We start from the raw sequence: 25499 nt of genomic DNA, 5'->3' as shown, positions 1-25499 counted from the left end.
CACGGCCGTCACCACCGAATCAGTCGCCCAGGACCCCTCGGACGGTGAGAGGACGGCTCACCCGAGGCGGCACGCCACTGGTACCGGATGACGGCCAGGCCAGACCGTCCCCACGCCGGCACGGCCGTCACCACCGAATCAGTCGCCCAGGACCCCTCGGACGGTGAGAGGACGGCTCACCCGAGGCGGCACGCCACTGGTACCGGATGACGGCCGGGCCAGACCGTCCCCGCGTCGGCACGGGCGTCACGACCGAATCAGTCGGCCAGGACCCCTCGGGCGGTGAGGGCCAGGCTGAACTCGACGACGTCGGCCGGGCGGGCCAGGGAGCGGCCGGTGAGTTGTTCGCAGCGGCGGAGGCGGTTGAGGACGGTGTTGCGGTGGCAGTAGAGGCGTTCACCGGCACGCTGGGCCGAACCGTCGCACTCCAGCCACGTGGTGAGGGTGTCCAGCAGCACCTCGCGGTCGGCGGGCTCGAGGCGGAGCAGGGGGCCGAGCACCTTCTCGGCGAGGGCCCGCCCCAGCTCGGGGCTGGAGACGACCAGGGCGGCGGGGAGCTGGTCGGCCAGTCGTACGGTGCCGCCCGCCGCGGGGCAGATGTGCAGGGCCGTGTCCGCGAGCCTGCGGGCGTCCCCGACGGCGGCGAGTCCCTCGACCGGGCTGCCGACACCGATCCGCAGGCCCGGGAAGGAGGCGCGGGACGCGGCTCCGGGCGGCCCCGGGTCCGTGGGCCCCTCCACGGCGCCGACCAGGACGATGCCGTAGTCGACCTCGGGCCCGGCGTGCCAGTGGACGCGGGCTCGGGGCGGTACGGCGACGGCGCGGGCGGCGTCGGACCGGGCCGGGGGTCCGCCGGTGACGGCGACGACGACGTATCGGCCCTGTTCCGGCAGGCCCAGGGCGCGGGCGGCCTCCGGCAGGTCGGCGATGCGGCCGGTGCCGTCGAGCAGGCCGGCGGCCAGCAGCCGCGCCCGGTTCTCGCGGCGCCGGCCGATCTGCCACTCGGTCTGCCGGTAGGCGTCGGCGACGAGCGTGCAGTGCTCGTCGACGAAGTTCCAGACGTCGGCGGCCACGTGCACGAGGAGCCGCACGTCCTCGGGGGCGGCCCTGGACGTCTCCTCCACCAGCCGCTGCCACACCAGCGAGCCGCCCAGGCGGAAGGCGTGCAGCAGGGCGTCCAGCGGGAGCCCCTGCTCGGCGCGGGCGGCGCCGATCCGCCAGGAGCAGCGGCAGGCCGCGTCCCGGGCGCCGCGCGGGTCGAGCAGCGAGGCCACGCTGTGCCGCAGGGAGCGGTGGGCCTCCTGCCAGGTGGCGGCGGCGTCCTTCGTGACCGCGGCCCGGTAGGCGGGCTCCTGCTCCTGCAGCAGGGCCACCAGGCGGTCGGTCAGGTCGGGCAGGTCGTCGAGCAGGGTGCGGGCGGCCCGGTGCAGGACACGCAGGGCGTCGGCGTCGATCAACGACGTGACGCCGGGTGTCCGCGGGCGTGGAACGGGCGTCAGCCCGGTGCGGATCGCTGCTCGTGACCGTACGGCGTGCTGCATCGCGGTCCTCCCCAGGGCAGGGCTTGCGGAGGCGCCGCCCCGCGGCGGGCCGTCCCGCCGCGCCGGGTCTGCCCCCTGACTCGTCCTGCCCCGAAGGATGACATACCGTCCGGTCGGTCCCTAGGGTCGTGCACCGGTCTTTTCCTGGTGCGCGGCCGTGCGCCGGGCCGCTCGGCCCTGTTCCGCCTGCCCGACGGCACGGGCCAGCTCCAGCCGGGACCGGATGCCGAGTGCGGCGAACACCTTGCGTAGGTGGTAGTCGACGGTGCGGGTGCTCACGCCGAGGGCCAGCGCGACCTCGCGGTTGGTGGCGCCCTCGGCGACGTACCGCGCGATGCGCAGTTGCTGCGGGGTCAGACGGCCCAGCGGGGTCGGTGTGCCGGTAGCGTGCGGGGCCGCCCCGAGGGCGCGCAGTTCGTCGCGCGCCTGGGCGGCCCAGACGCCGGCGCCGCAGCGTTCGAAGCCGGCCAGCGCGGCGCCGAGCCGGTCGCGGGCCTCGCGCGGTCTGCGCCGCCGGCGCAGCCACTTGCCGTACAGCAGCGCGGTGCGGGCCCGTTCGAAGTCGCCGCCCGCCTCCTCGTGGCGGGCGAGCGCCTGGCGGTAGAGGTCGTCGGCGTGGTCGGGCGGTGCGAGGAGGGCCTGGCAGCGGGCCAGCTGGGCGGCTGCCTGCGGGTCGGCGCCGAACGCCGCCCAGCCGGCGAAGTCGGTGAGGACCTCACGGGCGTCCTCGTGGCGTCCGGCCGGCACGGCGGCCTCCACGAAGCAGGGCACGACCAGCCGCCACACCGCGAAGTGGCCCCGCCCCGGCCCCGGGAGGACCAGCAGACCCAACCGGTCCGCGGCGTCGAAGGGGCGTCCCCGTCCCAGGTCGGCGCGGGCCGCCGCCCACTGGGCGAGGGTGGCCGCCTGGGCGAGCCCGTGCCGCCGGGCCGTCTCCAGGGCCTTGGTGACGTGCCGGGCGACGGCGTCCGGTTCCTCCTCGATCGACGCCGCGAGGGCGAGCGCCGCCCGGTGGTGCGCCGCCGTGTTGCGCTGCCCGGCGAGCAGTGCGGTGCGCAGCCCCTCCTCCGCGTGGGTGCGGGCCTGCGGGTGCCGGCCGGCACGCAGTTCGGCGTAGGCGAGGTACTCCAGCGCCCGGGGCTCCAGCGACTGGGAGCCGAGCTGCCGGGCGGCGGCCAGGGCCCGGGCACCGGCGCGGCGGGCCGCGTCCACGTCGCCGAGCAGCAGCGCGGCCGCCGCCGACCGCAACAGCGGCTCGGGCCGGTCCTCGGTCCTGCCCCGTTCCACCACCTGCCCGAGCGGTGCACCGGCCCGGTCGAGCCGGCCTTCGAGCAGCGCCCGCATGCCGACGCGGTGGTCGTGCATGATGGCCGTCGCGTGCGCCGCGGTGGTGGGCCCGGGCGGCCGCCGGAGCGAGGTCGCGCCCCCGGTGCGGGGAGCCGGTTGCGGGGCGAGCGTGGCCAGACACGCGGGCAGGTCGCCCGCGGCCCAGGCGGCGTCGGCGGCGGCCAGAGCGGCGGTCGTGGCCTCGGCGGGCGCGGCCTCGGCCAGCAGGGAGGCGGCCAGCGACAGGGACTGATGGGCGTCGCCGACCGGGCCGTCCCCGAGTTCCACGAGCCCGCGCACCAGCTCGGCCCGTCCCCGTACGGCGGCGGGTGCGGCACGGTCCCGGGCCGCGGCCAGCAGCGGTCGGGCCTGTTCGGGCCGCCCCGCGAGCAGGGCCTGCTCGGCCGCGGCGGTGTACCGCTCCGCCCGCCCCGCCGGGTCGGCGGTCAGTTCGGCGGCGCGGGCGTACGCCGTCGCGCGCAGCCGGTACGAGGCAGGCGCCGTGCCGTCGGCCGCCACCGCCGCGAGCTGGTCCGCCTGGGCGGGGGCCGGCGCCGGACCGCTCAGGGACCAGGACCGGTGCAGCAGTCCCGGGAGCCGGTCGCCGCCGCTGTCCAGCACGTCGGCCAACGCCCCGTGCACGGCGCGGCGCCGGTCCGGCGCGCCGACGGCGTACACCGTGCGGCGCACCAGCGTGCTGTGGAAGCGGAGCCGGTCGCCGGCCCGGGCGAGCTGCGCGGGCAGCGGTTCCGGACGCGCGCCGGGTTCCGGTGCCGGCCGCAGGCGCCGCAGCGCGTCACGGACGAGGCCGGCGTCGACGTCCGGCCCGTCCGAGGCCCGTACGGCCGCCGCCACCGTCAGGAGCATGTCGCGGGCCTGGGCGGACGCGGCAAACGGAGCGCCGCCCGCGACCTCGACGAGGGTCGCGGCGTCGGCCGGCGGACTGGGCAGTGGGCGGTGTCCGCGCAGCTCCGCCGGTGACAACCCGCGCGCCATGGCGACGAGAAGGGCCGGGTTGCCCTCCGCCTCGGCCAGGAGCCGCTCGCGGACGGCCGGGGCGGCGGCGCCGTCGGTCACGTCGTCGAGCAGGGCGGCGGCCCGTGGCGGTGCCAGCGGGTCCAGGCGGACGACGGGCAGGTGGGCGAGGGCCGGGTCCACGGCGCGGTCCGAGGCGACGGAGACGAGCAGGCCGACCCGCCCGGCGCTGCCCAGGTGCTCCGCCGCACGGCCGAGCGCGCTGCGGGCCGGGGCGTCCCACAGATGCGCGTCGTCCACGCACACGAGCAGGGGTGCCCCGTCGGCCGCCGCCCGCAGGGTGTCGAGCAGGTGCCCCGCGGTCGCGGTCGCCTCCGGGTCCGGGCCGAGGCGGAGTACGGGACCCGCCCGGAAGGAGCGGGCGGCCCACTGGAGCAGAGTGGTCCGGCCCAGTCCGGGTTCGCCGGCCAGCAGCAGCCGGCCGCCGTGAGCGGGCAGCCCGTCCAACAGTGCGCGCAGGGCCTTGCGTTGCGCGCCGTGGCCGTGGATCCGCACGGCCGTGCGTACGGTCGTCTCTCCGGTCATTCCCGGGAGGTTACGCGCGCGTAACCCGAGGCGGAAGGCACCGGTCCGCCGGTGCCCGCCCGGGCATCGGCGCCGTCACCTGCAGTGGTGCGCCCGGGCGGGCCGCGGCAGCGCTGTGCCGACGCCCAACCGGCCCCGGTCCCGGTCGTGCGCCGGCACAGCGGTCCGGGGTCAGGAGCCGTGCGGGCAGTTGCCCCGGTACTCCTCGATCGTCAGGCTCCGCCGGGGCAGCGGGCACAGGAACTGCTCGTAGCGGGTGTCGTTGTCGATGAACCGCTTGAGCCAGGAAATGCTGTACTTCGCGATCGTCGTGTTGGACGTGTTGGGCGAGAAGTGGGTCGCGGCGTTCAGCTCCAGATAGGCCCGGTCGGTCGCGGAGGGCAGGCTGGAGTAGAACGGCTCGGCGTGGGAGACCACGGGGGCGATCGTGTCGCCGTCGGCCCCCACGATCAGTGTCGGGGTGCTGACCTCGGGCCAGCTCTTGTCCAGGTTCCAGGGCGTGAGGGGGATCGCCGCCTGGAGGGACGGCCGGGACTTGGCGGCCTCCAAAGTGCCGCCGCCGCCCATGGAGTGGCCCATGACGCCGAGGCGGCTGCTGTCGATCCGGCCGCGGACGGAACTGCGCTCGGTGAGGTAGTCCAGGGCGGCCAGCAGTTGGCGGCCGCGTGAGTCGGGCTGGTCCAGCGTGGTGTTGGTGTCGATGGTGAACACGACGAAGCCCTGGGAGGCCAGCCGCGGTCCGAGCCAGGCCATGGAGGACTGGTACGCGGTGAATCCGGGCGCGATCGCGACGGCGCCGAAGGTGCCGTCGCTCGTGCTGGTCGGGTAGTAGATGGTGCCGCCGCCGAAGCCGGTGACGGCGAGCGAGGAAACGCGGGTGTCGGCCACGGAGTAGGGGCCGCGCAGCGCCTCGATGCTCGACTCGGTGGGTGCCGGGCCGCGCTCGTACGGGTTGTCGGCGGCCTGGGCCCCCGGGCCGGTGAGGGTGCCGAGCGCGAAGACCGCGGCCACGGCGGCCGTCACGCTGGCGAGTCGCCGCCGGGCGCCGCGGAAGGCGGGGCGGGTGACCTCGGGGGCGGCGTGGGCGTGGGGGTTCTGCTGCACGAGGAGGGGTCCTCTCGGTCGTGGCGAGCGGCCGGCCGGTGGTCGCACACGGCCCGGAACGCGTGGGGTCGCGTCCCGGGACACCCGCCGGACGGGCTTCGCCGATGAGTTGGCGGTGCCACTGTCGACGGGTGGGGCGGCCGGGGGGATCGGCAGGATGACCGGTCTCGTGCGCGTCGGGCCGCCGATCCGGGGTTCGGCACGCCCACCCCACGTGCCGCCCCCCTTGCCGGACGCACCGTCCTCCCACCCGCTCGCACCGTCCGCCCTGTTCGCGCACCCCGTCGGTGTGGCACGCTCGGCGGCGGCCGGGGTCACTCACCGGCCGTCGTGGAGGAACATCGGCGGGCCTCGTACGGGGTCCGGCACTGCGGAGAGGCGACGGGATGCGCATCGGACTGCTCGGCACCGGCCCCTGGGCGGACATGGCGCACGCCCCCGCGCTGGCCGGGCACGGCGGGCTGGACTTCGTGGGGGTGTGGGGGCGTCGCCCCGACGCCGCGAAGGTACTGGCGGAGCGGCACGGCACGCGCGCCTACGACGACGTGGACGCCCTGCTGGCCGACGTGGAGGCCGTCGCCGTCGCACTGCCCCCGGCCGTGCAGGCCGACCTGGCGGTGCGCGCGGCGCGGGCCGGGCGGCATCTGCTGCTCGACAAGCCGCTCGCGCCGACGGTGGCGCAGGGGCGCGCGGTGGTGGAGGCGGTGCGCACGGCGAGCGTCGCCTCGGTGGTCTTCTTCACCACCCGTTTCCAGCCGGAGACCGAGGCATGGATCACCGAACAGTCCGCAGGGGACGGCTGGTTCACCGCGCGGGCGCAGTGGCTCGGTGCCCTGTTCGGTGACGGCGTCGACAGCCCGTTCGCCGACTCGCCCTGGCGGCGGGAGAAGGGCGCCCTGTGGGACGTGGGGCCGCACGCCCTGTCCGTGCTGCTGCCGGTCCTCGGTGACGCCCGGCGGGTGGCGGCGGCCGCGCCGGGCCCCGGGGACACCGTCCAACTGGTGCTCGACCACAGGGGCGGGGCGTCCAGCACGCTCACGCTGAGCCTGACGGCGCCGCCCGCCGCGGCGGGTGCCACGGTGGAACTGCGCGGCCGGGCCGGCGTGACGCTGCTTCCGGAGACCACGGAAGGTCCGGTGCCCGCGCTGCGGCGGGCCGCGGACGCGCTGCTCGTCGCCGCCGGCGGTGGGCGCCCGCATCCGTGCGACGCCGCGTTCGGACTGCGGGTCACCGAGATCCTCGCCGAGGCCGAGGCCCTGCTGATCGACCGGGACTGACCGGGCTCAGCGGTCGGTCGTCTCCCGCTCGAAGGGTTCGTCGCTCCACCGGAACCAGGCCCGGTCGCCGTCGATGTGCAGCAGGAACTCGGTGACCGGACCGTCGGGCGACACCAGCCGCACCCGCCGTCCGATCTCGGCGTAGACCGTCTCCCACTGCGCCCAGTGCTCGGCTCCGTCCCGTTGCGCGAGGGCGAGTTCGCGGGCGAACAGACCCCGGACGGCGTCGAAGGCCGGGCCGGCACGGAAGCGCCCCGACAGCCAGGGGAAGTCGGCGTCCTCGATCAGGATCTCCCCGATCTCCGTGTCGGCTCCCCCGTCCTCATCCGTGTCCGGCACGCCCCGCACCTGCCAGGTCTCGCCCTCGAACCCCATGTCGCCTCCGCCGGACCCGCGCTGGTGATCACCCGTGCGGGGCCAGCATGCCACCTGCCGCCCGGACCGGGCCGGAGTCGCTCCGGCCCGGTCCGGCATGATCCGGATCCGGTCCGATCCGGTCAGCGCACGGCCGCCGCGGGACGGAAGTTGATCCGTTCCCGCACGACCGGGTAGCCGGCCTTGGCGAAGCCGGCGGCCATGGGATGGTTCCCGCGGTCCGTCGCCGCGGAGACGAACTCCGCGCCCCGCTCGACCAGGAAGTGGGTGCACTCGGCCAGCAGGTCGTAGGCGTATCCGCGCCCGCGGTGTTCCGGCAGCACGCCGATGAAACCGATGCACGGGCCGGACGGGTTGTGCACGGGGATGTGGATGCCCGCGAGTTCGCCCCGCGAGGTGTACGCCAGCTGCCACCACTCCCGCGGCGACGGGCACCAGTGGAAGAAGTCCAGCTCCGACTGCGCGGCCTGGTCGAGTCCGCCCTCCGCGATGTCCATGAGCGCGTGGGCGTCCAGGGTGGCGGAGTGGATGCGGCGCAGCGCGTCGAAGAACACCGCGTCGTCGGGCTCCGGGCGGAAGACCAGGCGGCCGGGCCGCTCGGGGAGCCCGCACTGCGGTGTCCACCGGTACAGGAAGCGTTCGACCAGGAGGTCGTAACCGGCCGCCCGCGCGGCGGCGAAACGTGCCTCGGTGGCGGCGCGCACGGCGGGGTCCTCGCGCCAGGTGCCGGGCGGGTTCAGTTCGAGTTCGACCTGCCAGGGCGCGGTGCGCAGGAGTTCGGCTCCGGCTTCCTCCTCGCCCTCGGCCACGTCGAACCAGTTTACGGTGACGGGTTCGGTGTCGTCGGGGCCGCCCCACCAGGCGGCCCGGGCGACGACGGTGCCGTCGCGCAGGGCGACCCGCTTCCAGTCGGGGCGGTGTCGGGTGCGCCGGTGCCCCTCGCGGGCGTCCAGCGGGTCGGGCAGGGTGTCGAAGAAATGGGCGTCGCTCGCGTCGAGCGCGCGGATGACCGGATCGGTCACGGTTCCTCCGGGAGGTGCGAGTGGGGTGCGCTCCCGGTCAGTCGAGGTACGCCGGGACTACGGGGAGGGAGCGCGAGGATGAGGTGAACTGCACGGCTCTGCCCTCCTTCCGTGTGTCTCGGGGCGTCGGGCACAGACTAGTGGCCGCCGAGCGGGTACGGCCACAGCTTTTCGGACGCGGGCCGCGGGGGCGCGGATTAACCGGGGCTTAAACAGCGGTTAAGCGTTCCTCCGTTCGTCGCACCCGCCCCAACTCCCACCTGGGACAACGCCTTTGAGGACCGTCGGAGGTGGTTGGCCGGGCCGTGGCCGCCGCCTAGCATCGGCCCACGCCGTGAGAGCGCTCTCAGGACTCTTGCGCCGTCATTCCCCGATCACTCTGGAGACCCCCCACATGCCCCCTCGTCACCAGCGTCCGCTCGCCCGCCGCAAGCTTCTGGTCGCCCTCGGCGGCATGGTGGTGGCCGCCCCGGTCGCCGCTGCCGTCGCCCCGCACGCCCTCGCGGAAGTCGGCTCGGACGACGCGGCACCGCAGGCCGGAGCGGCCGGCGCCCTGCCGCTGACGATCGTCAACGGCACCGGCTCCTTCGGCAACGCCGACGTGCACGTGTACATCGTCGGCAACGTGGACGGCCGCCAGGTGCGGGTCACCCCCGACGGCGCCGTCGCCCCCGTGGCCCTCTCCGACAACGGCGCCGACGGCTACACCGACTACGCGATCGGCCTCGCCGGCAGCGGCGAGACCGAGCTGACGCTGCCCCACCTCTCCGGCCGGATCTACGTGTCCCTCGGCCAGAAGCTGAAGTTCAAGGTCGTCGCCGACGGTGCGGGCAACCCCGCGCTGCAGTACCCGGCGGGCTGGGTCGAGTCCGACCCCAACCACGGGGTGCTGCACGACTGCGCGGAGTTCACGTACAACTCCTCCGGGATGTTCTGCAACACCACCATGGTCGACATGTTCAGTGTGCCGATGAGCATCCGGCTGACCGGCGCCGAGGACCGGACGACCGGCACCATACGCCCGGGCGGCCGGGCGGCCGTCTTCGACGCGGTGCGGAAGGTGGAGGAGTTCGCGCCGCTGGTCGTGGACGACACCCGCGTGATCGCCCCCGGCCACGGGCTGGACGCGGGTCTGTTCCCCAAGGACTACCTCGCCCCGTACATCGACGAGGTGTGGAGCACGTACACCGGCAAGGACCTGAGGATCACCACGAACGCGGGAACCTTCACCGGGCGGGTGCGCGGGGACCGGCTGACCTTCGACGGACCCGCCCAGGTGTCCTTCGCCAAGCCGTCCACCCGGGACGTGCTGTTCTGCGACGGCAATCTCGCCGCACCCAACGACGGCACCACCGGCCCCGTCGCCGCGGTCCTCGGCGCGGGCTTCAACCGCTCCACCCTGGTCTCCTCGGCCGACCAGCCCACGACCGACCCGGCGACGTTCTACGGGTCCGCGCTGACCAACCACTACGCCAAGGCGGTGCACGCCGCCACCGAGGACGGCAGGGCGTACGGCTTCGCCTTCGACGACGTGGCCGACTTCGCCTCGTACGTCCAGGACACGGCGCCCACCGGCGTCCGGCTGACGCTCGGCGCCCTCTAGACGCGCGGCGGGCCGGCTCCCCGCGTGCGCGCCGCGCTCCGGCGTAGGAGCGTGGTGGTGTGCGAAAGGTGCCCGCCCTCTCACCGCGTCGGGGCGAGGACCGGAGGAGCTGGCTGAGCGGGGCGCCGCCGCCCCGCTGGGTCCGGGTGCTCCCGCCGGCCCTCGTCGTGGTGATCTGCGCGGCCACCCTGCTCAGTCACGAACCGCTGGAGATCGGCTTCCTGCTGGGCGCCATCCCGCCGCTGGCCGTCCTGTCGTACGGCCCGCTGGCGACCGCCGTGCTGGGCGGTGTGGTGGTCCTGCTGCTGCGCATCCCGGCGCTCCGGCTCGACCGGCCGGGCGACGCCGACCTGCTGACCATCGTCTTCGTCGCCGTCCTGAGCATCTTCGTGTCCTTCGTGCGCAGCCGCCGGGACGCACAGCTGGGTCTGGAGCGCACGGTCGCCGAGGCCGCGCAGCGCGCCGTCGCTCCCCCGCTGCCGGAGCGGGTGGGTGCGGTGCGCTGCACGGGGCTGTACCGGGCGGCGCAGCGCGGGACGCTGGTCGGGGGCGACTTCTTCGACGTACGGGACGGCCCCTTCGGCGTACGGGTCGTGACGGGGGACGTGCAGGGGCACGGTCTGTCGGCGGTGGCGACGGTCGCCGCGCTGCTGGGGGCGTTCCGGGAGGCGGTGCTCGACCAGCCGGACCTGGCGTCGGTGGCGGGGCGGCTGGACCGCAGGCTGGTGGTGGACTCGGCGGACACGCGGCACGCCGAGCTGTTCGCGACGGCCGCGCTGCTGGAGTTCTCCGCCGACGCCCTGGAGGTGCGGGTCGTGGTGTGCGGCAACCCGCCGCCCCTGCTGCTGCGGGGCGCGGACGCCATGGAGCTGGAGGTGTCGCCGTGGACGCCGCTCGGGCTCGGCCTCGCGGACGCCGGGGCGATGGAGGCGTGCACGGTGGCGCTGCGCCCCGGCGACCGCCTCTTCCTCGCCTCGGACGGCGTGGTCGAGGCGAGGGACGACAGCGGCGCCTTCTACCCGCTGGCGGAGCGGCTCGGCGGCCTCGCGGGCGAGGACTCCGCCGCGCTCCCGGACCTGGTCTGGGCGGACCTCGTGCGGTTCTGCCCGGACGTGCAGGACGACGTGACCATGCTCGTGCTCACTCCCGCGCCGCCGGCGCTCGGGATGCGCGGGCCGGTTCCGCATTGAATGGTGTTATCGGGATATTCGGGACCGAACAACAGCACGGCACCGAAGCAGCGATCCGGATCCGAGGAGCACTGATCATGTCGACGTCACAGCCCGACGCCTCCCGACCCTCCGAAGCCCGCGCGGGCGACGACCGCGCCACTCCGGACGACCTGCTCCACGCCCGCACCGGCACGGAGGTGTCCCCGGAGGACCTCGTCCTGGCGGCCGGCCGGGACATCACCCCGCAGAATCTGGAGTGGGCCAGGCGCAAGCTGGCCGAGGAGGGCCCCTCGGCCCTCGACAAACTGCTGCCCTGACCGCCGGGAGCCCCGGCCGGACGATGCGTCCGGCCGGGGCTCCCGGCTTGGTTCCGGGGGCGTCCGGGACTACTCCGGCAGCTCCGTCTCGTCCTGCACCACGTGCACCGCGGCCTCCTCGGCGCCCGCGGCCCCGCCGTCGATGCCGACGTCCTGCGCGACCGTCTCCTTGGTCGTGTCGGTGCGTACGCCCTCGTCGGGGGCGACCAGGCGGCCGGAACGGTCGGTGCCCGCTTCCGGGTCGACCGGTTCGCCCTCGCCCCCGGGTTCGTCGCCCACGCCGTCCCCGTCGGGGGCCGAGACGTCGGGCACCTCCTCGGCCAGCCGTTCGTCGAGGGTCTCGCCCTCGTGCTGCTCGGCGGCGGTGGTGCCGTGCTTGGTCACGCCCAGGGGCTTCTCCGGCGGGGAGTAGCCCTCGTCGAGCGTGTCGTCGTAGGTCCGCTCGTCGACGGCGTCCTGGAGGTCGAGGGGCGCGGCGTCCTCCTGCTCCTCGTTGCTGCCGGTGGGCTGGTAGGCGTCGTCGGCCATCGGGTCCGTGCCCATCGCTGCCTCCCTCTCGCGCTCGCGTCGGCTCGGTGGTCTCGCTGTCCGGTTCGCGTTTCCCGAAACGCGATCTCTAACCCGGGGGCGCGACGCGGATCTCCAGGTCGGTGATGTGGTGGGGGTCCCAGTCGCGGGCGTAGGCGGGCGGGGTGCCGCCCGGGCCGGTGAGGGCGGCGACCGGGATCCGCCGGGCGGTGTCCACGATCTCGGCGACGGTGGTGTTCTCGTTGTTGCCGCCGGTGGAGCCGGAGGAGCAGCCGGTGTAGTAGCCGATCGGGATGGACTCGTGCCCGGTGAGCAGGCAGGGCGGGCGGACTCCGAGCCGGTGCAGTTCGTCGGCTACGCGGGCCCAGTCCTCGCGGCTGTCGACGTTGCCGTTCACGGTGCCCACCAGGACCGAGAACTGGACCGCCAGATGCCCGGCCACCGCGAGCGCGACCAGCGTCGCGGCCGCCGGCCGCCACCGGCCGCGTCCGGTCCTGGCCAGGTGCCACAGCGCGTCGGCGACCGGGAGGGCGAGCAGGGCGTAGGCGGGCTGGAGGAAGCGGGGCGCCGCGTAGCCGATCAGGAACAGGTACGGCACCGCGGCGGTGACGGCGCAGGCCAGGGGCACCAGCGTCGCGGTGGCGCGCCGGGCCCGGACCGCCACGACCGCGCCGAGGATCGCGACGACCGGGAGGAGCAGCCACCACAGGGTGACCACCGGGTGCGGCATGTCCCCGGTGCACGGGCGGCACAGCGCCCGACCGCCCAGGCTGCGCATCTGGTCGTCGACGGCGATGTTCCAGCCGAGGCCGCCCTGGATCTCGGAGGCCCTCCGGAGCCGCTCCCCGAGCCCTCCGTACCAGGCGTACGCCTCCACCGCCCACTCCCCTCCCCCGGCCGCCAGACCGCCCGCGAGGGCGAGCAGCAGGGGCCAGTGGCGCCGGACGAGGACCAGGACCAGGAGAGGGAAGCTCACCCAGACGGCGTCGGTGGGCCGCATCAGCGCCATCAGCAGGGCCCCGGCGGCGACTGCCCACAGCGCGCCCCGGGCGGAGCGCCCCCGCCGGGGCCCCGGGGCGCCGAGGGCCCGCAGGGCGCAGCCCACGGTGATCAGGGCGCCGATCGCGACCCAGTAGTTGGGCATGGCCTGCGGGCCGTAGAAGAGGGTCACCCACAGGGTGGCGAAGAACGCGCCGGCCGTGGCGAGGACCCGGGACGGGAACAGGCCCTTCCAGGCGCGCAGGGCGAGGTACAGCCCCAGGCCGGAGAGCACGGCGAGGTAGACGCGCAGCAGTTCGGTGGAGGCCGACCAGGAGGCCACGGGCGCCACCAGCAGGGAGACGCCGCGGGAGCGGGGCGCGCTGAAGAAGGCGGCGGGGTGGTGGGTGGTGACCTGGCTGGTGTAGACGATCTCGTCCCAGCCGAGCCCCATCGAGGGGTGGACAAGGATCAGTTGGGCCAGGGTGAAGACGCCGGCCACCGCCGCGACCGGCGCGTCGCCGCGCAGCCGCCGCGGGATGCGGGATGCCTTCGCCGCCTCGTCACTGCGTCCGTCGACGAGAGTGGCGTCCACGCCGTCGGCCATCGTGCACCCCTCATCCCCCGCTCGTCGCGGGGCCGCTCGTTTCTCACCTCCTGCCGCCCGTGGCGGGAGCCCGGGTTCCCGGAAAACATGGTCAAACTAACCCGCGTGCCCCGGACCCGCAGGGCAGAACTCGGCCAGTCAGTACTCTCATTCCTCGCCGGGCCCCGGCCGGTCGGCGACGCCCGGGCGGCGGTGCGGGGGCTGCTCGGGCGTGGGCCGCCACTTCGGCGCGGGAATTTCGAGGGTGACGGGCTCGTCCCCGTCCACACGCACCTCGGTCCCGTGGTGATGGATCGTCAGCGGTGGTCCGGCCAGCAGCGAGTACGAGGCCCGGTGGGGGCCGATCTCCACCCGCAGGCACCGGCCGCGGAACTGGAGCCGAAAGGCGAGGCGGCTGAGCTTCTCGGGCAGGCGCGGCGTGAAGCGCAGCCTCTCGCCGTCCCGCCGGGTGCCGCCGAAGCCGGCGACCAGCGCCATCCAGGTGCCGGCCAGTGAGGCGATGTGCAGTCCGTCGCGGGTGTTGTGCTCCAGGTCCGCCAGGTCCATCAGCGCGGCCTCGGTCGCGTAGTCGTAGGCCAGCCGCAGATGCCCGGTCTGCGCGGCGACGACGGCCTGGCAGCACGCGGACAGGGAGGAATCCCGGACGGTCAGCGGCTCGTAGTAGGCGAAGTTGGCCGCCATCTGCTCCTCGTCGCAGTGGGCGTCGAACCAGCTGCCGCAGGTGTACATGGCCAGCACGAGGTCCGACTGCTTGATCACCTGTTTGCGGTAGATGTCGAAGTAGGGGAAGTGCAGCATCAGCGGGTACTGGTCGGCACCCGTGTTCGCGAAGTCCCAGCGCTGGTGACGGGTGAAGCCGGCGTGCTGCTCGTGGACCCCGATCTCCTCGTTGTACGGGATGTGCACGGCCTCGGCGGCGTCCCGCCACGTCGCGCTCTCCTCCTCGTCCACAGCCAGCCGGGCCGCCTCCTCGGGGTGGCGTTCGCACACGTCGGCCGCGGCGAGGAGGTTGGAGCGTGCCATGAGGTTGGTGTAGGTGTTGTCGTCGACGACGGCGCTGTACTCGTCGGGACCGGTGATGCCGTCGATGTGGAAGACGCCGTGGGGGTCGTGGTGGCCCAGCGAGCGCCACAGCCGGGCCGTCTCGACCAGGAGTTCCAGGGCGGTCTCGCGCTCGAAGTCGGTGTCGCCGGTCGCCGCCGTGTAGCGCACCGCGGCGTGCGCGATGTCCGCGGCCACGTGGAAGGCGGCCGTGCCGGCGGGCCAGTACGCGGAGCCCTCCGAGCCGTCGATGGTCCGCCACGGGAACGCGGCGCCGCGCAGCCCGAGCTGGGTGGCGCGGTCCCGGGCGGCGGGCAGGGTGGCCTGCCGCCAGCGCAGCGCCTCGGCGACGGCCTGGGGGGCGGTGTAGGTCAGCAGGGGCAGCACGAACATCTCGGTGTCCCAGAACGCGTGACCGTCGTATCCGGAACCGGTCAGTCCCTTGGCCGGAATCGCGCGCTGCTCGGCGCGGGCCCCGGCCTGCAGCACGTGGAACAGGGCGAAGCGGACGGCCTGCTGGACCTCCTCGTCGCCGTGCACCTCGACGTCCGCGCGGGCCCAGAAGTCGTCGAGGTAGTCCCGCTGTTCGGCCAGGAGTCCCTCCCAGCCGCCGTGTGCGGCGGCGGCCAGCGCGGCCTCGACCTGGTCACTCATCGCGGGGCGGGAGCGGGCACCCGACCAGCCGTGGGCGACGGTCTTCTGCACCCGCAGCCGCTGTCCCGGGTCCAGGACCGAGGTGATGGTCAGGCGGGAGACGTCCGTGTTGCTCTCGCTGCTGGTGGTGATCTCCCCGGGCGCGTCGACGACGTGGTCGGCGGCGACGGCGACCCTGAGGCCGCTGCGCCGGGTGCTGTGGACCAGCCGCAGCCGCGACCCGACGGCCAGGTCCTCCTCCGGCTCTAGCGGGGACCGCAGGGCCTTGGCGGTCCGCGGGTCGCCGTCGGAGGAGGGCAGGCTCTCGTTGGCGACCAGTTCCGACTGGATGACCACCCGCGTCCGGGCGTCGAGGGGCTCGACCTCGTACTCGACGGCGGCGATGGCGCGCTGGGTGAGCGAGACCAGGCGGGTGGAGCGCACCCGGACGGTCGTGCCCGCCGGGGAGGTCCACTCGCAGGTGCGTTCCAGCACGCCGCGCCTGAGGTCCAGGGTGCGTTCGTGCTTGCCGAGCCGCCCGTAGCGCAGGTCGAAGGGCTCGTCGTCGACCAGCAGCCGCAGCAGCTTGCCGTTGGTGACGTTGATGACGGTCTGGCCGGACTCCGGATAGCCGTAGCCCGCTTCGGCGTAGGGCAGCGGGTGGAGTTCGTGGACGCCGTTGAGGTAACTGCCGGGCAAGCCGTGCGGTTCGCCCTCGTCGAGGTTGCCGCGCCAGCCGACGTGCCCGTTGGACAGGGCGAAGACGGACTCGCTCTGGGCGAGGAGGTCGAGGTTGAGGGCGGTCTCGCGCACCCTCCAGGGCTCCACGGTGTACGTCCGGTTGGTGATCACGCGTGGCCCCCCAGCTCGGCGAGGTCCTTGACGACGCGGTCGGCGCCGTGGGCGTACAGGGCGTCGGTCTGGCCCACGCGGTCGACGCCGACGACGTAGCCGAAGTGTCCGGAACGACCCGCGTCCATGCCGGCCAGCGCGTCCTCGAAGACGGCGGCGCGGGACGCCTCGACGCCGAGGTCGCGGGCGGCGGCCAGGAAGGTGTCGGGACGCGGTTTGCCCGGCAGTTTCCGCTCCCGGGCCACCACGCCGTCGATCCGTACGTCGAACAGCCGCTCGGCGTCGATGGAGCGCAGCACGTCCCGGGTGTTGGCGCTGGAGGAGACGATCGCGGTGGCGAGGCCGGCGGCCCGGACGGCGTCGATGTAGCGCAGCGTGCCCTCGTAGGCCTCCACACCGTCGGTGCGGATCTTCTCCAGGAGGAGTTCGTTCTTGCGGTTGCCGACGCCGTTGACCGTCTGTGCGTCCGGGGGGTCGTCGGAGGTGCCCTCGGGCAGTTCGATGCCGCGGGAGGCGAGGAAGGATCGCACGCCGTCGGCGCGGGGGCGGCCGTCGACGTACTGGTCGTAGTCGGAGTCGGTGAAGGGACGGAAGCCCGCGCCGTCCCGCTCGCGCAGGAAGGCGTCGAAGGTCGCCCTCCAGGCGGCGGCGTGCACCACCGCGGTCCTGGTGACGACCCCGTCGAGGTCGAAGAGGCAGGCCTGGATGTCGTCGGGAAGTCCGAGCTGCGTCGTCATACCCCCCACAGTTCCCCGTCGGGGCGGCTCCGATCAGGTGACACACTGTGGGATGTGCCGCCGACGTTCGAGGACCTGCTCGCCCGTGCCCGTCGCCTGTCCCGGGGCCGGCGGCGCGCGATCCTGGGCATCGCGGGCCCTCCCGGGGCGGGAAAGTCGACGCTCGCCGGGAATCTGGTGCGGGAGCTGAACGGCACGGGCGAGCCCTGGGTGGCGCACGTGCCGATGGACGGCTTCCACCTGGCCGATGCCGAACTGGACCGGCTGGGCCGCCGGGACCGCAAGGGGGCGCCGGACACCTTCGACGCGGCCGGGTACGTGGCGCTGCTGGAGCGGTTGCGCGAGGAGGACACGGGGCCCGACGGCGACGTCGTGTACGCGCCCGGCTTCGAGCGGGTGCTGGAGCAGCCGATCGCCGGGGCCCTGCCGGTGCCGCCGGCCGCCCGGCTCGTCGTGACGGAGGGCAACTACCTGCTGCTGGACGGCGGGGCCTGGGCGCGGGTGCGGCCCCGGCTCGACGAGGTGTGGTTCTGCGCGCTGGAGGAGACGGAGCGCGTGCGGCGGCTCGTGGCGCGGCACGAGCGCTTCGGCAAGTCACCGGCGGACGCCGCCGCGTGGGCGCTGGGGCCCGACCGGCGCAACGCCGACCTGGTCGCCGCGACCCGGCACCGGGCCGACCTGGTGGTACCGGCGGACGCGGTGACCGGCCCGCCCCCGGGCGCGCGGGGACCGGCGCCCTCGACGCCCGTCTGAAACGGTCACGTAGGGTCGGTGTCCGAGGCGGTCACTTCTCGTCGTCGGTCAGTTCCCGTACAACGTCCGACGCGGTCACTTCCCGTCGACGGTCAGTTCCCGTACAACGTCCGACGCGGTCACTTCTCGTCGAAGTCGTCCGGGCGGACGTGGGCCTCCTCGAGGGCCTCGCGCAGGGTCCGGCCGGTGCCGCCGGGCGGGCGGGGTTCCTCCTCGCGGCGGCGTGCGGGTTGCTCGAGAACGTCGTCGGTGGTGTCGGTCTTCGGCCGGTTCTCTTCCGGGACGGTCATGACGTCGGCTCCTCGTCCGTGTCTGCGGGTCCTTGTGCCGCGCGGGTTCCCGGGCGACGCGGTGCTATCCCCGTCCGGGGCGGTGCGGTTCTCCTCCGGGCGGTGCGGCGCCGTCCGGGGCGTGCCGCGTGGGCGGTGGTCCGCCCTGGCCGGCGCGGGGGGTGAGCTATGTTGACCTCCGTGGGAGACATGGGAGACACCGGAGACGCACCCGTGCCATCGCCGCAGCAGGCACGCGCACAGGCGTCGGCGATCACGTCCGGACGGGCGGCCCCCGAGTCGGAGATCTCCCCCACCTCCCGGCTCAGGACGCTGTTCGACCGGCCCCGTCTCTCCCCGGGGCAGCGGCGCATCGCCCAGTACCTCATCGACCACCTCACCGAGGCGGCGTTCCTGTCGATCACCGACCTGGCCGACCGGGTCGGCGTGAGCCAGCCCTCGGTGACGCGGTTCGCCTCGGCGGTCGGCTTCAGCGGCTACCCGGCGCTGCGGGAGCGGCTCCAGGCGATCGCGCTCGGCGGCCGGGGCGGCTTCGCGGCCGAGGAGAGCCGCGGCAACGAACTCCAGGCGGCCGTGGACGCCGAGATCGAGAACCTGGAGAACCTGCGGCGCGACTTCGCCGACGCCGACCGGGTGATCGACGTCGGCCGCGAACTGGCCGCCTCCACGCCGCTGACCGTCCTCGGGCTGCGCATCTCCGTCTCGCTCGCCGAGTACTTCGCCTACGCGGCCCGCCGGATCCATCCCGACGTACGCCTGGTCACCCGGGGCGGCACCGTCGCCTACGACGCCCTGCTGCAGTCCAGGGAGGCCGGCGGCACCTGGGTGCTGGCCTTCTCCATGCCCCGGCACGCCCACGAGACGCTGGGCGCCGTGCGGGTGGCACGCGGTGCCGGACTGAAGGTGGCGCTGATCACCGACCTGGCGCTCGGCCCCGTCGTGGACGAGGCCGACGTCACCTTCGCCACGGGCACGGGGTCCCGGCTGGTCTTCGACTCCTACGCGGCGCCGGGCGTGATGTGCGCGGCGCTGCTCCAGGCCATGACGGACGCCGACCCCGAACGGACGCAGGCCCGGCTGGAGAAGTACGAGCAGGTCGCCGACCAGCACCAGTTCTTCCTGCGGGACTGAGCCGGCCCCGCCGGGACGCTCGGCGACGGCGCCGGGCGGTGCGCACAAGGGCTTTCCCGGTCAAAGCGGGAATGAATGTTTTCATACGCCTTGCAAAGCGGATGGCATATATAAATACTGCTCACGGATCGCGCCCCGGCCGCCCCGGAGCGCGTCCGCCTCTGCCGCGAACACTCGGCCGCCGACTCCTACCCGCTCCGGCGCCCCGGGTGTTCCGGTCGGGCATCGCCTGCGCGAGCGCCCGCGGCGGTCCCGGTCGTCCCCTGGACCGGGACCGCCCCCACCCGTCGCCCACCCCGTCGACGCCGCACCCCCGGAAGCGATGATCATGCCCCTGACGACCACGCGCACCAGCCCGGACTGGCCCTGCCAGGTCAAGACACCCGGCAGCTACGACTGGGAACGCTCGGCCACCAGGTGGCTGCGCGAGCTGGTGCCGGCGCGCTACGCCGGCTATCCGGCCCTGATCCGCCACCCGGTGCTGCTCGCCCGGCATGCGCAGATCCAGGTGCAGCACGAGATCCGGGTGGCCCGTACCGCGCTGCAGACCGCCCGCGCGGACCTGCCGCGGCTCGGGCTGCACGAGGCGGCCATCGAGCACACCATCAAGCTGTACGCGGCCGAGGTCCTCCAGTTGCAGCACATCGCGCGCAGCGTGCGGGCGGTCACCGAGGCACTGGCCGAGCGGGGCACCGCCGGACGCTGACCGGGCCCGGCCGCCTCAGTCGATTGGGTGTCCCGGCCTGATGGTGCGGGCGTCGGCGAGCCGCAGGAGGGGACCACCGCCGGTCTTCTCCCGCCCGCCCCACTCGACCGGCTCGAGGACGAAACCGGTGTGGTCGCCCCCCGGGACGCGCTCCAGGACCCGGCCGACGAACCACGCCTCGGCGTCCCCCAGCACGACGGCCCCGCCGTACGCCTCCCGCCAGTGGACCCGCCGGAACTTGTCCACGCCGTCGCCGCTGCTCCCACCGAACAGCTCCGCCGTCTCCCGCCGGTCGCGGGCGAGCAGATGGACCGCGAGGATATCGGCGGACCGTGCGACGCGGAAGGTCCGGTTGACGTCGGAGATCCATTCGACGTACCGCACGGGCCGGATGGAGCACTGCGAGGAGAAGCCGACCAGGCAGCCGGCCCGTTCCCCGTCCGCGGCGGCCGTGACGACGCACATGTCCGGGTCGAGCCGGTCCAGGAACACGTCCATGGCGGCCATGTTGGGCACGCCGGGACGGCACGGGCGGCTCAGCCGGCTCAGGTGGCGAGAAGGCGGCGCAGGGCCGCGCGCAGGGCGGTGACGAAGGCGTCGCGGACGGGCTCGTCGAGGGCGTCCAGGGACAGGTAGGGATTGAGGTCCTCCAGTTCGACCAGCAGCAGCTCACCGCCGGACGCACGGCAGGCGTCGACGCGCTGGATGCCGTGGTCGACGCCGTTCCACTCGATGAACCGCCGCGCGAAGTCGAGGTCGGCCACGGTGGCGTCGTACGGCTCCAGCTGCCAGCGGCGGTCGGGGTGCGGCGCGTGGAGGGCGTACTGGTAGTCCTGGTCGACGAAGTAGAAGGAGACCTCGTAGGCGAAGGCGACGCGCGGCTGGACGAGCAGGTCCCCGACGTCGCCCAGCGCCTGGCGCACGCCCGCCGCCGGGACGATCCGCAGCCCCGCCGAGTCCGCGCCGAGCCCGGGCTTGACGACGTACTCGTCCGCGACGGGCAGCAGGTGCAGGTCCTCGGCGCGGTCGACGGTCGGGATGACCGGGAATCCCGCCGCGGTCAGGTCGAGCAGGTACTGCTTGCCGAGCATGTCCGCCCGGCCGGTGAGCTGGTTGTAGACACGTGTTCCGCGCTCGGCCGCGCGCTCGCGGAAGGCGTCGTGGGCGGCCTTGTACTCCCGCACCGGACCGCTGTTGCGCACCACGACGGCGTCGAAACCGTCCAGCAGCGCGGCGGCGTCCCGGGGATGGCACAGGGCCAGGTCGAACTCCTCGCGGAGCCGGGAGGTCAGGAAGATGTCCTCGTCGCAGTAGCGCCGTCCGCGCGCCCGGTAGGCCAGGTCGGTGACGTACAGGATGCGGGGGCGGGCGAACGGCATGCGGGACTCCTCCGGGGCTGACCGGAAGTGATCGTATGCGATCGACGATGAGCGGACACGAGTGCACTCGGTTCCCCCCTATCGCTGCACTGAGTGCCACCAACCTGGCCGGGCTGCTACGTTCCCCTTCATGAGCACCAGCAGTGCGGCGCCCCGCCGCGGGGACGGGACGGATGCGGCACAGGTCCGGCCGCCGATGCGGGACGCACTGGTCGCGGCGGCGTTCCGGTTGTTCCTCGAGCGGGGGTACGAGCAGACCACCGTGGACGACATCGTCGCCCTGGCCGGCGTCGGACGGCGGTCCTTCTTCCGGTACTTCCCGTCGAAGGAGGACGTGGTCTTCCCCGACCACGAACGGTGCCTGACGGACATGAAGGCCTTCCTGGCCCGCTCCCCCGAGGACGCCGACCCGGTGCGGCGGGTCTGCGACGCGGCCCGGCTCGTCCTCGGCATGTACGCCGAGAACCCGGCGTTCTCGGTGCAGCGGTACCACCTCACGAAGAAGGTCCCGGGGCTGCGCGCCTACGAGTTGTCGGTGGTGTGGCGCTACGAGCGAGCGCTGGCCGAGTACCTGCGGGGGCGGCTGGGCGGTCGCCCGGACGGGATCCTGCGCGCCGACGTGATCGCGGCGGCGGTGGTCGCCGCGCACAACAACGCCCTGCGGTCCTGGCTGCGTTCGGACGGCCGCGACGACGCGGGCGCAGCGGTCGACCACGCGCTGGCCTACGCGCAGTCCGCGTTCGGCGACGTACCCGTGGCGCCCCGGCGCGAGTCGCCCGAGGACGTGGTGGTCGTGGCCGCGCGGCGCGGGACACCCCTGTGGCAGGTCCTGCGGGAGATCGAGTCCGCGTTCTGAATCCGGGGTACCGAGTGCCTTTACTGGTGACACTCAGTGCCATACGCTGAGGTGCGTGCACGGCGGCACGGTGAGCCGCGCACACGCGTGCCCGGTGACCGCGCACGCGGGATTCCGGCCCGAGTGCAGGGAGTTGACCAGCGTGTACCACTCAGGAAACGTCGCTCAGCAGGCGGCCGGCCCCGCGACGGGCCTGCTCGACCCGGGAGCCAAGGGTCGGAGCCCGGACACCGAGGCCGTCTTCTACCAGCGCTGCACCTGGTGCGGCACCGCCATGTACCACCGGGTGCTGTGTCCGGTCTGCCGCGGCAGCGAGCTGCGGACGGAACGGAGCGAGGGCACCGGGACGGTGCGCCACGCCACCGTGGTGCACCGCAACACCCCTGCCGCGCGCAACGTCTCGCTCATAGAGATGGCCGAGGGTTTCGTGCTGCGCGGCCGGGTGATGGGTCCGCTCATCGGCATCCACAGCGGTGACCGCGTCCGGCTGTCCACGGCCAAGGACCCGGTGCGGGGCGAGCCGGTCTTCCAGCTGGTCGACGAGCCCTACCGGGCCTGGACCTGAGCACCGGTCAGTCGTCGGCCACCGGTGCGGACGTCAGCGTGATGCGGATTCCCACGGTGCCGTCGAGTCCCCGGCGCAGCCGGCTGCCGAGGAGGGTGAGCAGGCCGACGAGGCCGTACTTGCCAATCAGCAGCTTGCGGTAGCGGGCCGTGGTGGCCGGGTCGCAGATCTCCGCCGTCCCCGGGACCCCTTCGCCGGTGGGCCGGCCGCGCACGTCGCAGGGGCCCACCAGGACGTCGGCGCGGTTGCGGACGCGTTTGACCTTCCAGGAGTCGGTCACCGTCCAGATCCCGAGCGCGTCCCCGTCCCGCACGACCCACACCGGGGTGGCGACCGGGGTGCCGTTCTTGCGGTAGGTCGTGACCAGCAGGTACTTGCCGGTGCCGAGCCTTTCCAGTGACGCGTCGTCGTCCATGATCCGGAAGTCTAGTCCCGTACGCGGACGAGCCGCGGCGCGTACGTACGGCCCCGCGGCGCCGCGCGTCACCTCAGGGCCGCCGCCATCCTCCCGACCGCCTCCGTGAGCACCTCCGGCGAGGTCGCCAGGTTGAGCCGTACGTGTCCGGCTCCGCCGCTGCCGAAGGGGAGGCCGGAGCTGAGGGCCACCCGGCCCCGGTCGAGGAAGACCTCCGCCGGGTCGTCGCCGAGATCCAGGGCACGGCAGTCGAGCCAGGCGAGGTAGGTCGCCTCCCCCGGGCGGTGGACGACCCCGGGCAGCCGCTCGGCGAGCAGGCCGGTGAGCAGCCGCCGGTTCCCGTCGAGCCCGGCGAGCACCGCGTCCAGCCAGGCGGTGCCGTCGCGCAGGGCGGCGGTGTGGGCGAGGACGCCGATGTGACTGGGTCCGTGCCCGACCTCCTCGGGCATCCGCGCCAGGTCGGCGGCGGCGCCGGGTCCCGCGAGGGCCAGGGCCGCCTTGAGGCCGGCCAGGTTCCAGCCCTTGGAGGCCGACATCAGCGCGAGGCCGCGCTCGGCGCCGGGCACGCTCAGGTAGGGCACGAACCGCGCGTCGGGCGCGGTGACGACGGGTGCGTGGATCTCGTCGGCGACGACCCGGACACCGTGGCGCTCCGCGAGGGCGGCGACGGCCGCCAGTTCGTCGGCGGTGTGCACGGTGCCGGTCGGGTTGTGCGGGCTGCACAGCAGGTAGGCGGCCCGGCCGCCGTCCGCGACGGCCCGCCGGAACGTCTCTTCCAGCACCCCGAGGTCGATCCGCAGGCCGGCGTCGAGCGGCGCCTCGACGACGCGCCGGTCCATATGGGTGACGAAGGCGTAGAACGGCGGGTACACCGGCGGGTTCACGATCACCGGGTCGCCCGGGTCCGTGACCAGTTTGAGCATCTCGACGACGCCGAGCATCACGTCGGGCACGATCGCCGTGCGCTCGACGGCCAGGTCGTCCCAGCCCCACCGCTTGCCGGCGAAGGCGGCCAGCGCCTCGGCGTAGGCGGTGCCGACGGGGTAGCCGGTGTCGCCGAGTTCCATGGCCCCGGTGACGGCGCGCACGACGGGCGGGGCGAGCGGCACGTCCATCTCGGCCACCCACAGCGGCAGTACGTCCGCGGGATGGGTGCGCCACTTCATGCTCGTACGGCGGCGAAGCTCGTCCAGGGTGAGCGCGTGCAGGGGGTTCGGTTCTCCGGACTGGTCCCGCGGGGTGCTGGTCATGGGCCCAAGATAGGACCCGTCGACGGGCGGGGTGAACACCGCGCGGCCCGCCGCCGTATGGGAGGAGGGCGCTCGACGTCCGGAGGCCCCCGCGGCGGCGACGCCGCGCGGTCGGGTTCGGGAGCGCACGCATGAGGCACGCACGACGACGCATCGTCCGGCGAGTGGCACGACTGGCGGCCGTCGGCGGGCTGCTGCTCGGGGGGACGATGGTCACCCGGGCGGTGGCGAGTGAACCTCCCGGTCCGTCCGCCGCGCCGCACACCCTCGCGCGGACCGCGTCCGGCGCCGGTGCCGGTCTCGTGGCCGGGCTGGGCGGCGACCGTACGGCGGGGCACTGGGTCGACGCCGACGGGCGGCCGGTCGTGGCGGTCACGGACCAGCCCTCGGCCGATGCGGTACGGCGGGCCGGTGCGAGGGCCAAGGTGGTGCGGCACAGCATGTCCGAGCTGAGGTCGGCGGCCGCGACGCTGCGTGCGGCGCCCCGGGTGCCCGGTACCGCGTGGGCGCTGGACTACCGGTCGAACGAGCTGGTGGTGCGCGGCGACCGCACGGTCTCCGGGGCCGACTGGTCGCGGCTGACGGGCGTCGCCGAGCAGATCGGGGAGTTCGTCCGCATGGAGCGCGTCGAGGGGACGTTCACCACCCGCCTGAACGGGGCGGAGCCGATCCTGTCCACGGCGGGACGCTGCTCGGCGGGGTTCAACGTGACGGACGGCACGAGGGACTTCATCCTGACCGCGGGCCACTGCGGGCCGACGGGCTCCGTCTGGTTCGCTGGCGGCGGGGGGAACCGGCAGGTCGGCGAAACGGTCGCCGGGAGCTTCCCCGGGGACGACTTCTCCCTGGTGGAGTACGCGGGCGGCAAGGCGGGCGACGACGCCGATGTGGTGGCGGTCGGCGACGGCAAGGGCGTGCGGCTCACGGGGACGGGCGAACCGGCGGTGGGACAGCGGGTGTTCCGCAGCGGAAGCACCAGCGGACTGCGGGCAGGCCGGGTGACGGCGCTGGACGCGACGGTCAACTACCCGGAGGGCACGGTCACCGGACTCATCGAGACGGACGTGTGCGCCGAGCCGGGGGACAGTGGCGGGCCGATGTTCTCCGAGGGCCTCGCGCTCGGCGTGACGTCGGGAGGCAGCGGTGACTGCGCCAAGGGCGGGACGACGTTCTTCCAGCCGCTGCCGGAGGCCATGAAGTCGCTCGGGGTCCGGCTGATCGTCTCCGGCCGGGAGGGTGCCGCGGCCGGTACGCCGGCGCCCTCGGCCTCGGGCGCCGCGGGAGCGGGGGCGTCGGCCCCGGTGGCGGGCGCGGACGGCACGCCGCTCCTGGCCCGGCTCACGGACCGCCGCAACGTCGGGCCGGGGCTGCTGGTGGTGGCGGGCAGCCTGGTCGCGCTGGTGGCGACGCGGTGGATCCGGACGGAACAGGACCGCAAGGCCTACCGGCGGCAGTACTCGGCGACATGGGGCTGACCCGGA

General features: G+C 74.4%; 24 protein-coding genes. 10 read left to right on the top strand and 14 right to left on the bottom strand.

All coding sequences use genetic code 11. The features are described 5' to 3' along the window. Positions 1 to 257: 257 nt before the first annotated feature. From AB0P07_RS26910 to AB0P07_RS26900, 3 genes are all read right to left on the bottom strand, one after another. Complete coding sequence (locus tag AB0P07_RS26910; protein ID WP_365555035.1) at positions 258 to 1541, bottom strand: helix-turn-helix domain-containing protein; 1284 nt, start codon at positions 1539 to 1541, stop codon at positions 258 to 260. Between the two features lie 120 nt (positions 1542 to 1661). Further along, positions 1662 to 4427 (bottom strand): LuxR C-terminal-related transcriptional regulator, encoded by a 2766-nt coding sequence (locus tag AB0P07_RS26905; RefSeq protein WP_365555033.1) that lies wholly within the window; start codon positions 4425 to 4427, stop codon positions 1662 to 1664. 171 nt (positions 4428 to 4598) lie between these two features. Next, positions 4599 to 5531 carry an alpha/beta hydrolase gene (locus tag AB0P07_RS26900; protein WP_365555032.1) on the bottom strand — a complete coding sequence of 311 codons (933 nt, stop codon included), beginning with the start codon at positions 5529 to 5531 and terminating at the stop codon, positions 4599 to 4601. A gap of 386 nt (positions 5532 to 5917) precedes the next feature. On the opposite strand from AB0P07_RS26900, the gene AB0P07_RS26895 reads away from it, so the two are divergent. Then, a complete protein-coding gene (locus AB0P07_RS26895) occupies positions 5918 to 6808 on the top strand; it encodes a Gfo/Idh/MocA family oxidoreductase (RefSeq protein ID WP_365555030.1) in 891 nt (296 codons plus the stop codon). Positions 6809 to 6814: 6 nt separating this feature from the next. Here AB0P07_RS26895 and AB0P07_RS26890 read toward each other — a convergent pair whose 3' ends face one another. After that, positions 6815 to 7183, bottom strand: a complete 369-nt coding sequence (locus tag AB0P07_RS26890) for a hypothetical protein (protein WP_365555029.1) — start codon at positions 7181 to 7183, stop codon at positions 6815 to 6817. A 122-nt stretch (positions 7184 to 7305) separates the two neighbouring features. After that, complete coding sequence (locus AB0P07_RS26885; protein ID WP_365555027.1) at positions 7306 to 8205, bottom strand: GNAT family N-acetyltransferase; 900 nt, start codon at positions 8203 to 8205, stop codon at positions 7306 to 7308. Positions 8206 to 8599: 394 nt separating this feature from the next. Between AB0P07_RS26885 and AB0P07_RS26880 the strand changes: the two genes are divergently transcribed. The 3 genes from AB0P07_RS26880 (at position 8600) to AB0P07_RS26870 (ending at position 11297) form a co-directional block, all read left to right on the top strand. After that, the gene (locus AB0P07_RS26880) at positions 8600 to 9808 is read left to right on the top strand and encodes a glycoside hydrolase family 64 protein (protein WP_365555025.1); all 1209 of its coding nucleotides are present in this window, start codon (positions 8600 to 8602) and stop codon (positions 9806 to 9808) included. Between the two features lie 59 nt (positions 9809 to 9867). Next, positions 9868 to 10998, top strand: a complete 1131-nt coding sequence (locus AB0P07_RS26875) for a PP2C family protein-serine/threonine phosphatase (RefSeq protein WP_365555023.1) — start codon at positions 9868 to 9870, stop codon at positions 10996 to 10998. A gap of 77 nt (positions 10999 to 11075) precedes the next feature. Continuing rightward, complete coding sequence (locus AB0P07_RS26870; RefSeq protein ID WP_102928430.1) at positions 11076 to 11297, top strand: hypothetical protein; 222 nt, start codon at positions 11076 to 11078, stop codon at positions 11295 to 11297. A 69-nt stretch (positions 11298 to 11366) separates the two neighbouring features. On the opposite strand, the gene AB0P07_RS26865 is transcribed toward AB0P07_RS26870, so the two are convergent. From AB0P07_RS26865 to AB0P07_RS26850, 4 genes are all read right to left on the bottom strand, one after another. Continuing rightward, entirely contained in the window at positions 11367 to 11840 is a 474-nt protein-coding gene (locus AB0P07_RS26865; protein ID WP_365555021.1) for a DUF5709 domain-containing protein, read from the bottom strand. A 73-nt stretch (positions 11841 to 11913) separates the two neighbouring features. Continuing rightward, positions 11914 to 13410, bottom strand: a complete 1497-nt coding sequence (locus tag AB0P07_RS26860) for a hypothetical protein (RefSeq protein ID WP_365555019.1) — start codon at positions 13408 to 13410, stop codon at positions 11914 to 11916. 147 nt (positions 13411 to 13557) lie between these two features. Then, positions 13558 to 15936 (bottom strand): glycosyl hydrolase family 65 protein, encoded by a 2379-nt coding sequence (locus AB0P07_RS26855; protein WP_365555017.1) that lies wholly within the window; start codon positions 15934 to 15936, stop codon positions 13558 to 13560. Next, on the bottom strand, positions 15933 to 16673 hold the full coding sequence (locus AB0P07_RS26850) for a beta-phosphoglucomutase family hydrolase (protein ID WP_365555015.1): 741 nt from the start codon (positions 16671 to 16673) through the stop codon (positions 15933 to 15935). The genes AB0P07_RS26855 and AB0P07_RS26850 overlap by 4 nt, the downstream gene beginning before the upstream one ends. A 54-nt stretch (positions 16674 to 16727) precedes the next feature. Between AB0P07_RS26850 and AB0P07_RS26845 the strand changes: the two genes are divergently transcribed. Next, on the top strand, positions 16728 to 17426 hold the full coding sequence (locus tag AB0P07_RS26845; RefSeq protein ID WP_365555013.1) for a nucleoside/nucleotide kinase family protein: 699 nt from the start codon (positions 16728 to 16730) through the stop codon (positions 17424 to 17426). Between the two features lie 119 nt (positions 17427 to 17545). On the opposite strand, the gene AB0P07_RS26840 is transcribed toward AB0P07_RS26845, so the two are convergent. Beyond that, positions 17546 to 17716, bottom strand: coding sequence for a hypothetical protein (locus AB0P07_RS26840; protein ID WP_365555011.1), 171 nt, complete (start codon positions 17714 to 17716; stop codon positions 17546 to 17548). A gap of 213 nt (positions 17717 to 17929) precedes the next feature. On the opposite strand from AB0P07_RS26840, the gene AB0P07_RS26835 reads away from it, so the two are divergent. Both AB0P07_RS26835 and AB0P07_RS26830 read left to right on the top strand, forming a co-directional pair. Then, positions 17930 to 18847: a MurR/RpiR family transcriptional regulator gene (locus tag AB0P07_RS26835; protein WP_365555064.1), complete on the top strand. Its 918-nt coding sequence runs from the start codon at positions 17930 to 17932 to the stop codon at positions 18845 to 18847. Between the two features lie 322 nt (positions 18848 to 19169). Continuing rightward, a complete protein-coding gene (locus AB0P07_RS26830) occupies positions 19170 to 19553 on the top strand; it encodes a hypothetical protein (protein WP_176152828.1) in 384 nt (127 codons plus the stop codon). 15 nt (positions 19554 to 19568) lie between these two features. Here the strand turns inward: AB0P07_RS26830 and AB0P07_RS26825 are convergent, their stop codons facing one another. Then, positions 19569 to 20060, bottom strand: coding sequence for a flavin reductase family protein (locus AB0P07_RS26825; RefSeq protein WP_365555062.1), 492 nt, complete (start codon positions 20058 to 20060; stop codon positions 19569 to 19571). 38 nt (positions 20061 to 20098) lie between these two features. Then, complete coding sequence (locus AB0P07_RS26820) at positions 20099 to 20932, bottom strand: hypothetical protein (RefSeq protein ID WP_365555009.1); 834 nt, start codon at positions 20930 to 20932, stop codon at positions 20099 to 20101. A gap of 130 nt (positions 20933 to 21062) precedes the next feature. Between AB0P07_RS26820 and AB0P07_RS26815 the strand changes: the two genes are divergently transcribed. Continuing rightward, positions 21063 to 21788, top strand: a complete 726-nt coding sequence (locus tag AB0P07_RS26815) for a TetR family transcriptional regulator (protein ID WP_365555007.1) — start codon at positions 21063 to 21065, stop codon at positions 21786 to 21788. A 142-nt stretch (positions 21789 to 21930) separates the two neighbouring features. Then, positions 21931 to 22353, top strand: a complete 423-nt coding sequence (locus AB0P07_RS26810) for a zinc ribbon domain-containing protein (RefSeq protein ID WP_365555005.1) — start codon at positions 21931 to 21933, stop codon at positions 22351 to 22353. 7 nt (positions 22354 to 22360) lie between these two features. Here the strand turns inward: AB0P07_RS26810 and AB0P07_RS26805 are convergent, their stop codons facing one another. After that, complete coding sequence (locus AB0P07_RS26805) at positions 22361 to 22768, bottom strand: PPOX class F420-dependent oxidoreductase (RefSeq protein WP_365555003.1); 408 nt, start codon at positions 22766 to 22768, stop codon at positions 22361 to 22363. Positions 22769 to 22836: 68 nt separating this feature from the next. Next, positions 22837 to 24018 carry an aminotransferase class I/II-fold pyridoxal phosphate-dependent enzyme gene (locus AB0P07_RS26800; protein ID WP_365555001.1) on the bottom strand — a complete coding sequence of 394 codons (1182 nt, stop codon included), beginning with the start codon at positions 24016 to 24018 and terminating at the stop codon, positions 22837 to 22839. Positions 24019 to 24149: 131 nt separating this feature from the next. Here AB0P07_RS26800 and AB0P07_RS26795 point away from each other — a divergent pair, with 131 nt between their 5' ends. Continuing rightward, positions 24150 to 25493, top strand: a complete 1344-nt coding sequence (locus AB0P07_RS26795) for a S1 family peptidase (RefSeq protein ID WP_365554999.1) — start codon at positions 24150 to 24152, stop codon at positions 25491 to 25493. The last annotated feature ends 6 nt before the right edge of the window (positions 25494 to 25499 follow it).

It is taken from the genome of Streptomyces sp. NPDC085944, assembly GCF_040686295.1.
Lineage (GTDB): Bacteria > Actinomycetota > Actinomycetes > Streptomycetales > Streptomycetaceae > Streptomyces > Streptomyces salinarius.
Note: the sequence above shows the minus strand (reverse complement) of the source record. Positions and strands in the feature narration are given on the sequence as shown.

Excerpts from the sequence above, each read along its gene's own strand:
- AB0P07_RS26910 (WP_365555035.1), bottom strand. The coding sequence starts at position 1,541 with ATGCAGCACGCCGTACGGTCACGAGCAGCGATCCGCACCGGGCTGACG.
- AB0P07_RS26905 (WP_365555033.1), bottom strand. The coding sequence starts at position 4,427 with ATGACCGGAGAGACGACCGTACGCACGGCCGTGCGGATCCACGGCCAC.
- AB0P07_RS26895 (WP_365555030.1), top strand. The coding sequence starts at position 5,918 with ATGCGCATCGGACTGCTCGGCACCGGCCCCTGGGCGGACATGGCGCAC.
- AB0P07_RS26890 (WP_365555029.1), bottom strand. The coding sequence starts at position 7,183 with ATGGGGTTCGAGGGCGAGACCTGGCAGGTGCGGGGCGTGCCGGACACG.
- AB0P07_RS26880 (WP_365555025.1), top strand. The coding sequence starts at position 8,600 with ATGCCCCCTCGTCACCAGCGTCCGCTCGCCCGCCGCAAGCTTCTGGTC.
- AB0P07_RS26870 (WP_102928430.1), top strand. The coding sequence starts at position 11,076 with ATGTCGACGTCACAGCCCGACGCCTCCCGACCCTCCGAAGCCCGCGCG.
- AB0P07_RS26865 (WP_365555021.1), bottom strand. The coding sequence starts at position 11,840 with ATGGGCACGGACCCGATGGCCGACGACGCCTACCAGCCCACCGGCAGC.
- AB0P07_RS26860 (WP_365555019.1), bottom strand. The coding sequence starts at position 13,410 with ATGGCCGACGGCGTGGACGCCACTCTCGTCGACGGACGCAGTGACGAG.
- AB0P07_RS26850 (WP_365555015.1), bottom strand. The coding sequence starts at position 16,673 with ATGACGACGCAGCTCGGACTTCCCGACGACATCCAGGCCTGCCTCTTC.
- AB0P07_RS26840 (WP_365555011.1), bottom strand. The coding sequence starts at position 17,716 with ATGACCGTCCCGGAAGAGAACCGGCCGAAGACCGACACCACCGACGAC.
- AB0P07_RS26830 (WP_176152828.1), top strand. The coding sequence starts at position 19,170 with ATGATCATGCCCCTGACGACCACGCGCACCAGCCCGGACTGGCCCTGC.
- AB0P07_RS26825 (WP_365555062.1), bottom strand. The coding sequence starts at position 20,060 with ATGGCCGCCATGGACGTGTTCCTGGACCGGCTCGACCCGGACATGTGC.
- AB0P07_RS26820 (WP_365555009.1), bottom strand. The coding sequence starts at position 20,932 with ATGCCGTTCGCCCGCCCCCGCATCCTGTACGTCACCGACCTGGCCTAC.
- AB0P07_RS26815 (WP_365555007.1), top strand. The coding sequence starts at position 21,063 with ATGAGCACCAGCAGTGCGGCGCCCCGCCGCGGGGACGGGACGGATGCG.
- AB0P07_RS26805 (WP_365555003.1), bottom strand. The coding sequence starts at position 22,768 with ATGGACGACGACGCGTCACTGGAAAGGCTCGGCACCGGCAAGTACCTG.
- AB0P07_RS26800 (WP_365555001.1), bottom strand. The coding sequence starts at position 24,018 with ATGACCAGCACCCCGCGGGACCAGTCCGGAGAACCGAACCCCCTGCAC.
- AB0P07_RS26795 (WP_365554999.1), top strand. The coding sequence starts at position 24,150 with ATGAGGCACGCACGACGACGCATCGTCCGGCGAGTGGCACGACTGGCG.